This window comes from Bacillus sp. BF2-3 (assembly GCF_008368795.1).
Classification (GTDB): domain Bacteria; phylum Bacillota; class Bacilli; order Bacillales; family Bacillaceae_G; genus Bacillus_A; species Bacillus_A cereus.
Genome location: NZ_QOSA01000031.1, coordinates 103,967 through 118,215, shown reverse-complemented (window position 1 = coordinate 118,215; position 14,249 = coordinate 103,967). Strand labels below are relative to the sequence as shown.

The window sequence follows — 14,249 nt, the reverse complement described above, 5'->3', positions numbered from 1 at the left end:
ATTCATTTGAGGTTATTTTACCATTTTAATACTAACAAAAAAGTGCAGATTTTCATCTGCACTTTTTTTATTCTTCCGCTTCAGCTTCTGCACTACTATTTCCAAGATGCTCCTTCTGAGCTTCCTCTTGCAGCTCCGCTGAAATCATCCCATAATAAAGTTCCGGATATAACCCAAATATTTGATATACACTTCCTAAAAACGGCATCAGAATCCCTCTTTTCTAAAGTTGTATTGCCACTTTTAAGGATTCCCTTTTCATTCATTATACATTCGTTTTTGACGTTTCTTCTTCATCTTGAACACCTAATAAATTTTGCCATTTTTTATACGGAGCGCTATTTGGATCTACATATCCTTTCGCATGCGAGCGATCCCACAATTGTTTAATAAACATTTCTTTCTCTTTCTTTGCCACCATATCGGCACCTGTACCGTAATAGTTCTGGAAATACAACTCGATTTCATCAAGGAATAGTCTTAATAATTCATCTGATGTTTCTTCTAACGTCGGATCATACTTCGCTTCACGATCATACATTAAAATCATATCTAAAAGATTGTGGACATGTTCTTTTCTAAGCCATCTTACATCTTGGGCTCCTAATACGAACGGATGTGTATATAAATGTCCACCTTGTATCATCGCCTTTTCTTGCTCTTCTTCAAATCGTGACAAGATGTTTTCATAAATAAACGGATTATGAAGCAACGCTCTGTGTAATTTATAACTTTCGCTTGAAATATTTTTCCCCATTGACTGAATTAAAAAGCTACGTCCTACACCGTTATATTGATACACAAACTGTCCATCAACAGCAACTAAACTAATCCAGCGATACATATATGCGTATAGTAATGCACGATTACATTTATCATAATCTAATTTTGTTTGAGTCGCATTTAAATCTGGCATAAAGGCTGGTAAGTGCCAATACTTATCTAAATGCGGCGTTAAACTAGATTTTTTACTATTTAATTTGTTTACACGGCGATAATACGATTGGAAATAGTCACCTTTATCATTCATAAATCCATTTGAAATATGTCCTGATGATAATTTAGGAAAGTCTTGCAGCGATAAGCCGTAATGCGCTCGATAACAGATCACTTCAAATGGCGAAAAGGCTTCATGTACTGTATCTTTTTCTTTAAACATTGCTTGAATTAATTCCTCTTGCAACTCTTTCTTTAAAGAAGGATGTATACCCCAATATTGTAATTCCCTATGATGAGCAACTTTCGGAACGAATGGACTCGCTAAATGGAACAGGTCTTCAATTTTTTCACGAACGTATTCATCGCGATCACGTTTCTTATAATCTGCTTCTTTTCGCAACGCTTCAATAATATTCAGTTCTAATTTATCACGATAGCGTACTTGCAGTTCGTCATAACAATAGCTCAGTATATGTTCTCGGTAGAAATCCTCTACCTTTTTCGACTGAATCTCTTCTGTTTTCGCATCACGACAATATTCCCCGTACAAACTCATGTAAATTTCCGCTGATATATCTTTCGGTAGTACACCTAAATTTAAATGTTGCTGCATATCTTGCCATATCTTTTCTTGCAGCTGTTCCTCAGCTAATACATATACATTCGTCGGGTTTGTTTTCCCTTCAAATTCCTTACTGCGCTTTTGGATTTCAAACAGTAAATTTTCACGTGTTTCATGTAAATTATCAAAAAATCTTTCCCAATATTGAATCATTTTATTAACTGCTTGATATAGCGATTGATATACAAGTTCTAATAGCATTTCTTTTCGATATTCATTTAATTTGTGTACATATTGCGTTACGATGTCTTCAAATTCTCTTTTGAATAAACGTTGCTGATTATTAATCATTTTTCCGAACCAGCCTTGTTGTTGAGCAATTTCTACTCGGCGTACAGCCGTTACCGTTCCATCAATATTACCCACATTAAATTTTTTATCGTAATTTTGAATTACATTACGCTTTTGTTCATTATTTTCATGTAGTCGATTCATTTTTTCTACTAACTGCTTTCGAATTTCATATAACATAAAACGCGCTGCTACTGGGTGAACGGGATCTGTTTTCTTTAAAAACCATGTATTTAATTGATAGGACTGCCCTTCAGAACCACTTGGTGAAAAGCGGTCTGATTCAATCATGTCATATAAAAGTGTCGTTACATGTTCATGTACCCGGCTCGGAATCGCATACGCATATAAACGCACCGCATGATCCACTCTTGCCACTTCACCCTTCATCTGTTCCATCATTTTCAGTTTCGTAGCTGAAATTTTACACTCATGTTGCAGACGATTTAATTCCTCATCTTTTTGCACCGTTCGTTGTACATAACTTTCTACAGCTTCTAAAAACAGTTTTGATTTCGCAACTCCGAGCTTACCACCCTCTGCTCCTTCACGTGTTTCATTGTACATTTGTCTATAGAAAATATGAGCTTGCTCTGGACGGGTAGCAAGATGCTCCAAGTCCTCTAAATAACTTTTACCTCTCTCCGGCTTTTCACGTTGCATCCCACGTTTTACATCTTGATCGTATCTTTGCTTCTTCTCTTGAAACAGTTGATCTAAATGAAGCCACGATTCATCTAAACCTTGCACGGCCCATTTTAAAGCACAATATTTTAACACATGTTCATATGGATAAATGAGTTTTGCCGTTCCTGCCCCGCAATATCGTCCTTTTCCGCTTGATTCTGCTAATTGCTGAATTTGATTGTCTTCCTGTGCAAAATGACTTGTGGACATCGGGCTAAATAACTGTAAATAAATTGTATTTGCCATCTGTTCCATATAGTCTGATAAATTGTGTAAATGGTGTCCATGTAGGTTTTCGTAATCGTATAAGAAGCAATAATTGTACGGTAAATGATGTTGTTTAATTGTATGATTCGTTCTTCCGTCTTCATCTACTTGATCAGGGCGATACTCTAATTCAATTGTTACACCGCCGCGTTTTGATAATTCTCCAGTAGACCCGAGCGTAATAGCATGTAATTCTTTTAACGATGCATAGCCATTTGCTTGCACCGTTTCAAATTCTTTCGCGCTAACCGTTCTCGTCTTTACTAAAACATCCGGCATTAAAAACGCACCGCGTATTAAAATGTTATGATGCTGCAATTTCTTCCGAAGCATTTCACGTAAATATAAAGCAATTTGCAGAAACATCCCTGAACCTGTTCCGCCTGCTAGTGATGTTACTATAATGACACGCACACCATATTCCGTTTGATCACTTGTAACCGGAAAGATTTTCTCGATTTCTTGCCAAAAAGACGTCAATTTATCTTCTTTCATCGCAGCACGTAACGCTAAACGTGAAATGACGCGTAACTGTCCTGCTCCTTCTGTTAATGGTTTATCAAGTATAGTCGGATCCATCGGAAACCACTCTGGGATCGTTGGATCTCCCGCAATATACTCCCTAGGCGTTTTACTAGAACTTGTTTGTGTCTTAAACTTTCGAATATGATCGAATTTACTTAATGTATTCACATCTGTATCAAATACGTGCATTGCTACCTTTTTCCGGCGCTCTTCAGGCAGTTTTTCATATATTTGATGCGTCACAGTACTACCGATTCCACCTAAACCAATTAATATTGTTGGAACTTGTAATGTCATGTGAACCACCTTCCTATTCTTGCTTGTTGGAAAAAAGGGAAAGAGGATCAATACTCCATCCCCTTCTTATCCCTACCTACTATTCACATTCGTACTTGTAAATCTCTTTACCATATCCCCTATCAATTAGTAAAAGTTCATTTGGATATAGTGTCTTATGTTCCATTCCTACTTCATCCTCTGCTATAAACATTCCATCAATAATCATTCCAACTACTTGTGATTCTTTCGCTACAAAGACAGATTTCGAACCTTTCTTCGCTATAAACGTAACGGATTGCATGGTTTTTCTTTCTGCTCTAAATGGGATACCAAAATAATGGTTCCACCATTTATTCCGAAGTAATTCTGGTTCAGATTGATATAGCCAATCTTTCGCTACCTCTTGATCCCATTCATAATACAGTAGTGCTTTCCGGTGAAATCTTGGCCGAATAATCCATCCTAAAACAATGATTCCTACTACTAGCAGTAATAAAGTGATAGGAATGACAAACTTAAAAATAAGCGCATATTTTTCATAAAACGGAGCATCTTGAATATGGAATGTTATGTTTTTCTTTACTTCTTGTAACTTTGAATCCTGCATTACGATGGTAGCTTCTACGGTGCCGGTATCTGTAAAATTAAATGTGTCGGAGTAATAGGGACGAGGATAAACATAGATTTGATTTCCATGTTGCTTTATTTCATAATTGATTGATTGTTTAGATGTGACACCAGTAGATTTTAATAGTTTTTTTACAGCTTCTTCTGTCATTAACTTACCATCTAACTGTGGTTGTAAAACAAATGGTTTACTATTCTCTAAATTTGTCACTTTTTCTTCATAATCTTTTGTAACAGTTTGAAGTGATAATTTCGGTTTCTCAGCTGTTTCAATTTTAAATTCTTTCGTCTGTCTATAAAACCCCTTTATATTCATATGAACTTTCCCGCGTACTAACCCTTTACCAAGCTTCGTTTCGTAATAAAACACATGCCTTTTATCGTTCCACTTCATTGCATATTGTTTTCCATCTATTTCTACTTCTGCCTGAAAGTAAGAAGACTGAACTGGCAACTCCGTAGGCTTTGCTTCAATAACAGCAGTAACACCTTCGTACATTTTCTCTACATTTTTTTGACTACTATCATCTTTGTCATAAGTAGAAACCGTATAATTAAGCGCTGGTTCAACTAATACTTGTAGTCCTTCTTTCTCAATGTCCTGATCCACTTCTATCGTATAAGTTCCTGGTTTAATAACTTCCTCATTTTCCGTACTTATATGAACTATATTTCCGAACAATTTTGCTTCTCCTGGTGCATGTATGGAAAAAGAAGATTGTAATTGTAATGGTTTAGAAATTTGTGTGACCTGATAATCGGGCAGAGAAGGCGATTGTCGTACAAGCGTCATACGCTTTAACGGAAATGGTGTTGTAATCTCTACTCTTTTCCCCACTACTTTCGTTTTTACAATCGATTCAACAGAGGAGAATGGATCACGATTTGCAACTAATGCTGCCACTTGATTTACACTTTTTACAATGCCATCTTCTCCGCTTGACGGCATCGTAACACCATTTATCTCTTTCTTCCATATTTCCTTGAACGTATTTAGTTGTTCTTTTTCTTGTTGTCCTAAATCTTCTTCCATCGTAATTAAGACTGGATGTAACGATATCTTTTTTGCATCCATTTCTTTCTTAAACTGGGCTAATTTCTGCAAAATTTGTTCTTTTCCGCCAACCTTATCTTTCTCTAAATCATTAAATGCCCCGTCAGTTAATACAATAAGCCAAAATTCACGTTTTCCATCTATATCTGCTTCCTTTTTTATAGATTGCATCGCCGTTTCTACCGCGCTAAATGGAGTATTTAAATACGTTTTCCACGCTCCAATTCCCTCAATTTCTGTTTGCCTTTTATCCTTCGTTAACGAAATGTTTAATGGATCATTCGGTTTACTCATTGGAACGTAAGAAAATTTATCTTTTTCATCCAATAGCGCAACTAAACTTTGCAAAGCATAATTGGCATATTTCCAGCGATCGTTATTTCTCATGCTGCCCGAATCGTCATATACAAGTGAAACGACCCTTTCCTTTGCCTCCTCTCCTTTTGCAAAAGCTGATAAAGGTAAACATATAAATAGAAACAACATGAACGTGGCACAAATTCGGATTTTCATGATGAGGCTTCGCCACCTTTGTAGACAAATTCCTATGTTTAAATTTATGAGAGGAAACAAGATATATGACTTGTATTTTAGGACAACTAACCCACCATAACTTTATTATGTAAACAGATCATACACTTGGTAATATTCCTTCTAGCATTCTCTATCCAATTATATAAGTAAAAAAGCCTGTTTAAGCTCCACGCTTAAAACAGACTTTTCCTACTTTTTATTTTAAAAACACATGACAAAAAGTTTGATTTTTAACTTAACACATCACTTCTATTGTAAATCCACCAGGTGCTTCAACGTAAAACGTATACGCATGGGCATGCTTAGGAGGCTCGACCAAAAATCCATCTTCCTTCAATCTTTGATTTATCTTATCTACTTGTTCTTCACTTTCTTGTGGAAATCCTACATGAAATGTTTTTGGATACTGAACTTCTTTTCCTTTCATTAACGTTAGTATAAATCCATCATTATCACGCATAACTGCAAAGGCATTCCCCCTTGTTCCACTACAAGTTAAGCCAAAATACTTTTCTAAAAACTCTCTTGCAGCTACTACATCTGCAACTGTTAAATTAAGATGTTTAATTCCCAATTCATCACCTTCTTTCTTAATTTTCTAACATTTTATCATACAATTAAAAAACACGCCTTTCACAGCGTGTTTCCTTGCTTTACATACACTTCAACAATCGGATTCTCTTTATGATCCGCATGCAAGCGTATATTCTCTTCACTTGTATTATAAATACTAGCTAATAACATTATCGTTAACACATTAGGTGTCTTCGCATCACTTCCGTATTTTCTCTCAAGCGCTTCCTTGTATTCAAAATCTAAATCCCCCTGCACATATGTATACACTTCAAAACCATCTTCTAAATTGCAAACTACTGTATCAATAATATCTGCCCCTACTTGCTTCTTCATTTCCTCTCGCAACGCTTCAATAAATTCTTCCCACGGTACTTCGTATGTCTGAAACTGATCTGTAGATTTCATGCCTTTTCCTCCTTATATATCCTCTTCTTATATTTCCCCTTTCCTATAACAATTATGATAGATAGGGCATTCGTACAAGCCGCACTTGTCCCCCTTACATATCGTATTACTGTAATGCGGAAGGAGGAAAGAACATGCATAGACAAAAATGTTATGATACATGCCGACGTTACTTCGGAAAAGTTGTTCGGATTGAAGACCGTGATGGCCGTATACATTTAGGGAAAATAATCGATGTGACACAAAGCTCTGTATGGATTGAACCGGTGCAACAGCGCTCATCTTTTGATTCAGGATTCGGCTACTATGACGCTTATGCAAACGGTGGTTGTGACCTTTGTGGAGGCCTTAGCAGGTGTGATAGTTGTGGATTCGGATGCGGTGGTGGATTCAGCAGCTGCGGATGTGGTGGTCGTGGTTGTAGTAGTTGTGGTTGCGGCGGCTGGGGAGGCGGCGGTTGTGGCTGGGGTGTTGAACTCGGATTTGGTTTCATCTTCGGAATTACATTAGCTGCATTATTTTTCATTTAACATAGTAAAGAGTTGGCTACCTTTAGCCAACTCTTTTTCTTTATTTTTCACATATAAAAATACGATGCCCTAAAATGTGTTGGTACATAAGCCGTATATTTTCATGCTGTACCCACGCCTCATATAACTCATTCGGAATATGTGAGGATACATTCCATTCTGGCTCTTCTACATAGCCAGAGATCGTTTCTGCAATCGTGCCACCGCCAGCAATTGTAATTCTTTTAAAATTTGCTTTCTGAAATAATTGTACCCACTCATTCTCCGTTAATAATTCTTTCATACCATATAATTGGGCGATTTTTTCTTCCTCACCCTTATCAATGTGCCTATCAATAATCATTTCAATGACAACAAGCTTACCGTCCTGCTGTAATACACGATAACACTCCGAGATAACCCTTTCTTTGTCTGTAAAAGCGATGATTGATTCTCCAAGTACGAACTCAAATGAGTTATTCAAACACGGTAAATGCTCCACATTTCCTTCAATTAATTGTATAGCTAACCCTTCAAACAACCATCTATCTTTTGCCTTTTGAATCATAATTTCATTCTTTTCAACCGTTGTTACTTTATAACCAAATTCCCTTGTCATATATGCCGCTGTTTTCCCCGTACCGCAACCTATCTCAAGGACATTCGCTCCATATTTAAAAGGCAGTTGTGCTAACAATTGTTTTGTTAACGTAAAGCCACCAGGATGAGCGCTTCCTATTCCGTAATAAGCTAGGAAATCGATGTATGTGTTTCGCTTCATGGGATTCTCCCTTTTTTATTTTATATATTCGAGCAAGGAAGAAAAGTGCATAGAAAAAAGGGCGTATTGTACGCCCCTCATCTTACTTATCCTCTGTAATATATGCCCATTTATAGCTGTAGTCTCCACCAACTGGATGGTGAACAATACCTTTTACTTTAGGTCTTTGAACGATAGCATCACCACGTTGATATAATGGTGCAATTGCTGCATCTTCCAATAACATTTTCTCCGCTTTCAGTAAGCTATCCCAACGCTCTTTCGTTTTCGTTAATAGCTCACCTTTACCTTTTTGTACAATCTCATCATATTTAGGATTTGAATATCCTGTTTGGTTATGAGGGCCATTTGTAACAAACATATCAATGAATGTCATTGGATCTAAGTAGTCAGGCCCCCAACCAGCGTAAGATAAATCATAATCTAGATCTGATTCTAATTTTAACTTTTGTTTAAATGGCTGGTTTTTCAAATTCACCGTTAAACCTGGTAGGTTTTTCTCAAGTTCTCCTTTTAAGAATTCTCCTACTTTTTTCGCACCATCACCATCATAGTTTAATAGTTCTACTGTAATTGCATCTTTTCCAAGCTCTTTTTTCGCTTTTTCCCAATGCTCTTTTGCTTTTTTCACATCTGTTTTTAAAATATCTCCATTTTCTTTACGGAAGTCTTTTCCATCTGGGCTCTTAGCAAATTCTTTTGGCACTAAATAATCTGCAGGTGTAGAACCATCATTTAAAATTACATTCGTTAAGCCTTTTTTATCGTACGCTTTTGCAATCGCTAAACGTAGATCTTTGCTCTTTAACACTGTATCTTGCCCACCACGTTTTTGGTTTAAGCGTAAGAAATATGTTGACGGTGTTTTTTGTGTAAAGAAGTCGGGGTTTGATTTATATTTGTCAACAAATTCAGATGTAAGTCCTGAACGATCGATTTGTCCACTTTCATATAAGTTAACACGTGTACCGCTATCTTTTACTACGTCAAAGTTGATTTCATCTAACTTAACTGTTTTATTATCCCAATATTGTGCATTTTTCTTTAACTTCCAACCTTCTTCATGTTTCCAGTCTGTTAATGTAAACGGTCCGTTGTATAACGTCGTATCTGATTCTAAACCGTACTTTTCTCCTTTTTCTTTTACAAATTTCTCGTTTAATGGATAAAATGTTCCAAATGAAGTTAATTCTACAAAGTAAGGAACTGGATTTTCTAATTCTACTTCTAACGTATAGTCATCTACAGCTTTTACTCCTAACGTATCTAGTTCAGCTTTTCCTTCATTAATCGCTTGTGCATTTTTCAAATCAAACATAATGTATGCATATTCTGCTGCTGTATTTTTATCTACCGCACGTTTCCAAGCAAACACGAAATCCTTCGCTGTTACAGGCTCTCCATTTGACCATTTTGCATTTTTATTTAATGTAAATGTGTATTTTTTACCATCATCACTCTTTTTATATGATTCAGCAACTCCTGGTGTTGCTTTATTATCTTTATCAAGTCGATATAAACCTTCCATTACGTTGTTTAAAGCTAGAAACGATACTTGGTCTGTCGCTTTAGCAGAGTCCATAGATGGAATCTCTTGAGACTCTGTTAAATTAAGCACTTGCTTCGCCGCTAGCTTTCCGCCTTCTTTTTCACCGCTTTTTGGTGTTGTGCTTGCCTTCTCTTTATCTCCTGATCCAGAGCAAGCTGTTAATGCCATACTCATTACTAAAACTGGTGCTACGACCGCTGTCAATTTTTTCATCTTTTTTCTCTTCATTTTTTTGTACCCTCCCCAATTATATGTACGATATTAACATTTAGAAATTCTCTACTAACTTTCGTTATCAGAAAATTCTTATTAATTAATATTCTACTGTTTTTTTAAATTTTGTAAAGTATTTTTGTAAATTTTCTAAATATTTATTTTTTTATTATAGTATCTTGTTGTTTTAACTACTATATGAATTATCCCCCGTCTACTATATGTAAACATCCCTTCTCTTATTCCACTCTATTACTACATTCTATATTTTTCTTATTAGCATGAGGTCTCTTACTATCATTCATCTTTCTTACCACTTACTGACCTCTCTAATTTCCTCAGATAGAACCTTCCTAATTACCTATCCGATTCTCAATAGGCTAAAGAGATTTATTCCCTTATACATACTAAAAAGCATCTCAAAAGCAGCTCAGCCACTTTTGAAATGCTTTCACTTTATTTTTTTCCGCCATCCTCAGTTACATACGCCCACTTAAAGCTATATTCTGGACTGATGTTATGTTTCACAATTCCTTTTACATTCGGTTTCATTACGTACGATCTTCCTGTTTGATATAAAGGAACTAACCCTGCATCTTCTTCAAGGAATAATTTTTCAGCTTTCCCTAACGTTTCCCAACGTTTTTTCGCATCACTCATTAATTCATTACCTGCTTTTCCTACCATTTCATCGTATTTTGGATTTGAATAACTCATTTGGTTGTACGGGCTCTTCGATTCAAACATATCAATAAATGTCATTGGATCCGCATAGTCTGGACTCCAACCTGCATAAGAAATTTCATAATCTTGCGCAGTTTCTAATTTTAATTTTTGTTTGAATGGCTGAATTTTCGTATTAATCGTTACACCTTTTAAATTTTTCTCAATTTGATCTTTTACATAGTCAGCAATCTTTTTCGCAGTTCCATCATCATAACTTAGTAATTCAATTGTCACTTGATCTTTTCCAAGTTCTTTTTTCGCCGCTTCCCAAGCTGCTGCTCCTTTTTTCGGATTATATTTCAGACCATTTTTAAATGTATCTTGATAATCTTTACCATCTGGCCCTGTCGCAAGTCCTTTTGGAACCAATTGATCTGTTGCTTTTGATCCATTATTTAAAATTACATTTGCCAATCCTTTTTTATCAACTGATAATGCAATTGCTTCACGTAGTTTTTTGCTCTTTAAAGGTGTATCTTGTCCGTTACGTTTTTGATTTAAACGTAAGAAGAATGTACTTGATTCCGCATACTCACCATATTCTTCTTTGTTCGATTTATATTTATCTACAAACTCTCCTGATAGTAATGTAAAATCAATTGATCCTGTATCATATAAGTTTACTTTCGTTGCAACCTCTTTTACTACACTATAGTTAATTTCTTCTAATTTCACAGTCTTTTTATCCCAGTACTTATCATTTTTCTTCAGCTGCCAACCTTGTTCATGTTTCCATGAAGACATAACGAATGGACCGTTATACACAGTTGTATCTGCTTCTAAACCGTACTTATCACCTTTTTCTTTTACGAATTTTTCATTTAATGGATAGTATGATGGGAATGCTAATAAATTTAAGAAATACGGTACCGGTTTTTCTAATTCTACTTCTAGCGTGTAATCATCTACCGCCTTCGCTCCTAATTCAGTTACAGGTTTTTCCCCTTTATTAATCGCTTCTGCATTTTTAATATAGTAAGCAATAAATGCATATTCTGCCGCAGTATTCTTATCAAGTAAGCGCTGCCATGCGAAAACGAAATCTTTCGCTGTTACAGGGTCTCCATTTGACCATTTTGCATCTTTTCGCAGTTTAAACGTATACTTTTTACCATCTTCACTTTTCGTACTAGACTCTGCCGCAGCAGGAATTGGCTTATTATCTTTATCAAGGCGATATAGGCCTTCCATCGTGTTCCCTAAAATTTGCGCACCTAATGTATCAGTAGATTTAGAAGTATCCATCGTCGGAATTTCTTGGTTTTCCGTACGATTTAATACTTGTTTCGCTGCATATTTAATATCAGATTTTTTTTCTTCCCCATTATTTGATGTAGTAGTCGTTTTCTTTTCCCCACCTGACCCAGAACATGCTGTCAATGCAACACTCATCGCTAAAACTGGTACCACAACTGCCGTTAACTTTTTCATCTTTTTTCTCTTCATTTTTGTACCCTCCCTAATTATATGTACATTACCAACCCTTGAGAGACCCCTTACTAAAGATTCATTTTTCTGAAAATTACAACTAATGTTATTCTACTCTTTTTTTCACATTTGTAAATAGTTTAACTTTAAATATTCTTACTTTTTTATTTTAGTAGGATTTATCCCCCATCTACTATATGTACATACTATACACCTTATTCTCCTCTATTTAACCATACTAAAAATTAGTATTTTAAGCTCACAAAAAAGCATTTCAAAGTAGCTTAGCTACTTTGAAATGCTTTTTTAACTCTATTATTTTTCAGTTACATATGCCCATTTAAAGCTATATTCCGGACTACTATACACCTTATTCTCCTCTATTTAACCATACTAAAAATTAGTATTTTAAGCTCACAAAAAAGCATTTCAAAGTCTACTTTGAAATGCTTTTTTAACTCTATTATTTTTCAGTTACATATGCCCATTTAAAGCTATATTCCGGACTGATATTATGTTTTACAATACCTTTAATATTTTGTTTTAGAACATATGCATCACCACGTTGATATAAAGGTACAAGTGCTACATCTTTCTCAAGAAGTAATTTCTCAGCTTTTCCTAGCTCTTCCCAACGTTTCTTCGCGTCACCCATTAATTCAGTGCCAGCTTTTTTAATCATATCATCATACTTAGAATCAGCGAAGCTCATTTGGTTATGAGAATGATTAGACTGGAACATATCTAAGAATGTCATTGGGTCAGCATAGTCAGGTCCCCAACCAGCATATGATAAATCATAATCTTGCTCTGTTTCTAGTTTTAGTTTTTGTTTGAATGGCTGAAGTTTAATATTAACTGTTACACCTTTTAAATTTTTCTCAATTTGGTCTTTTACATATTCCCCTACTTTTTTCGCATTACCAGTATCATAGTTTAATAACTCAATTGTAACTTGGTCTTTACCAAGTTCTTTTTTCGCTTCTTCCCAGGCTGCAGCAGCTTTTTTCGCATCTGGTTTGATACCATTTTTAAATGTTTCTTGGAAGTCTTTTCCGTCTGGTCCAGTCGCTAACCCTTTCGGTACTAAGAAGTCTGCTGGTTTAGATCCGTCATTTAAAATAACGTTTGCTAAGTTTTTCTTATCGATAGAAAGCGCGATTGCTTCACGTAATTTCTGACTCTTTAATGGTGTATCTTGTCCACCACGTTTTTGATTCATACGTAAGAAGAATGTACTTACTTGTGAGTATGTGCCAAACTCCTCTTTGTTATTTCTATATTTGTCAACGAATTCACCTGATAGAAGTGCGAAATCAATTGCACCTGTATCAAATAAGTTAACCCTTGTATTTATTTCTTTTACTACACTATAGTTGATTTCATCTAATTTTACAGTTTTTTTATCCCAATATTGATCATTTTTCTTTAGTTTCCAGCCTTGCTCATGCTTCCAATCAGTAAGAACGAATGGTCCGTTATATACTGTTGTATCAGACTCTAAACCGTATTTATCACCTTTTTCTTTTACGAACTTCTCATTTAATGGATAGTACGATGGGAACGCTACTAAGTTTAAGAAGTATGGTACCGCTTGTTCTAATTCAACTTCTAATGTATAGTCATCTACCGCCTTAACTCCTAGTTCAGTTACTGGTTTTTCACCTTTATTAATCGCCTCTGCATTTTTAATTGGGAATGCGATAAACGCATATTCTGCAGTTGTTTTTGGATCTAATAATCGTTGCCATGCATAAGCAAAGTCTTTTGCTGTTACAGGATCACCATTTGACCATTTTGCATCTTTACGTAGTTTAAATGTATATTTTTTACCATCTTCACTTTTCGTACTAGATTCTGCTGCAGCTGGGATTGGTTTATTATCTTTATCTAATCGATATAACCCTTCCATTGTGTTCCCTAAAATTTGAGAACCTAATGTATCTGTATTTTTTGAAGTATCCATTGTTGGGATCTCATTTGTTTCTGTACGATTTAACACTTGTTTTGCTGCTAATTTTTCCCCTGATTTACTATCTCCACTAGAGCTAGAATTTGTGCTTGTCTTCTTATCTCCACCTGATGTAGAACATGCTGTTAACGCCATGCTCATTGCTAAAACCGGTGCTACAACTGCTGTTAGTTTTTTCATTTGTTTCTTTTTCATTTTGTACCCTCCCTAATTCTTAACGATAGCTATTAAATAATTTTCTGATAATTCTGTTTTTCTCTATATA

General features: G+C 35.5%; 10 protein-coding genes. 1 reads left to right on the top strand and 9 read right to left on the bottom strand.

All coding sequences use genetic code 11. From position 1 onward, the window contains the following. Positions 1 to 67 precede the first annotated feature (67 nt). The 5 genes from DN401_RS22275 to DN401_RS22255 all read right to left on the bottom strand — a co-directional run bounded on the left by DN401_RS22275 (position 68) and on the right by DN401_RS22255 (position 6,806). Positions 68 to 208, bottom strand: a complete 141-nt coding sequence (locus DN401_RS22275; RefSeq protein WP_001116195.1) for a hypothetical protein — start codon at positions 206 to 208, stop codon at positions 68 to 70. A 57-nt stretch (positions 209 to 265) separates the two neighbouring features. Further along, positions 266 to 3,628 carry a tubulin-like doman-containing protein gene (locus DN401_RS22270; RefSeq protein WP_000175121.1) on the bottom strand — a complete coding sequence of 1,121 codons (3,363 nt, stop codon included), beginning with the start codon at positions 3,626 to 3,628 and terminating at the stop codon, positions 266 to 268. A gap of 79 nt (positions 3,629 to 3,707) precedes the next feature. After that, positions 3,708 to 5,804 (bottom strand): vWA domain-containing protein, encoded by a 2,097-nt coding sequence (locus DN401_RS22265; protein ID WP_000702060.1) that lies wholly within the window; start codon positions 5,802 to 5,804, stop codon positions 3,708 to 3,710. Between the two features lie 256 nt (positions 5,805 to 6,060). Then, a complete protein-coding gene (locus DN401_RS22260) occupies positions 6,061 to 6,399 on the bottom strand; it encodes a VOC family protein (protein ID WP_000511515.1) in 339 nt (112 codons plus the stop codon). A 59-nt stretch (positions 6,400 to 6,458) separates the two neighbouring features. Next, positions 6,459 to 6,806 carry a hypothetical protein gene (locus tag DN401_RS22255; RefSeq protein WP_000842902.1) on the bottom strand — a complete coding sequence of 116 codons (348 nt, stop codon included), beginning with the start codon at positions 6,804 to 6,806 and terminating at the stop codon, positions 6,459 to 6,461. Positions 6,807 to 6,940: 134 nt separating this feature from the next. On the opposite strand from DN401_RS22255, the gene DN401_RS22250 reads away from it, so the two are divergent. After that, positions 6,941 to 7,336: a hypothetical protein gene (locus tag DN401_RS22250; RefSeq protein WP_000555000.1), complete on the top strand. Its 396-nt coding sequence runs from the start codon at positions 6,941 to 6,943 to the stop codon at positions 7,334 to 7,336. Between the two features lie 40 nt (positions 7,337 to 7,376). On the opposite strand, the gene DN401_RS22245 is transcribed toward DN401_RS22250, so the two are convergent. The 4 genes from DN401_RS22245 to DN401_RS22230 form a co-directional block, all read right to left on the bottom strand. Next, positions 7,377 to 8,096 (bottom strand): class I SAM-dependent methyltransferase, encoded by a 720-nt coding sequence (locus DN401_RS22245; protein ID WP_000828243.1) that lies wholly within the window; start codon positions 8,094 to 8,096, stop codon positions 7,377 to 7,379. Positions 8,097 to 8,178: 82 nt separating this feature from the next. Further along, positions 8,179 to 9,873 (bottom strand): peptide ABC transporter substrate-binding protein, encoded by a 1,695-nt coding sequence (locus DN401_RS22240; RefSeq protein WP_000823445.1) that lies wholly within the window; start codon positions 9,871 to 9,873, stop codon positions 8,179 to 8,181. A 441-nt stretch (positions 9,874 to 10,314) separates the two neighbouring features. Beyond that, the gene (locus tag DN401_RS22235; protein WP_000823465.1) at positions 10,315 to 12,030 is read right to left on the bottom strand and encodes a peptide ABC transporter substrate-binding protein; all 1,716 of its coding nucleotides are present in this window, start codon (positions 12,028 to 12,030) and stop codon (positions 10,315 to 10,317) included. Between the two features lie 445 nt (positions 12,031 to 12,475). Next, positions 12,476 to 14,179 carry a peptide ABC transporter substrate-binding protein gene (locus DN401_RS22230; RefSeq protein ID WP_000730163.1) on the bottom strand — a complete coding sequence of 568 codons (1,704 nt, stop codon included), beginning with the start codon at positions 14,177 to 14,179 and terminating at the stop codon, positions 12,476 to 12,478. Between the last annotated feature and the right edge of the window lie 70 nt (positions 14,180 to 14,249).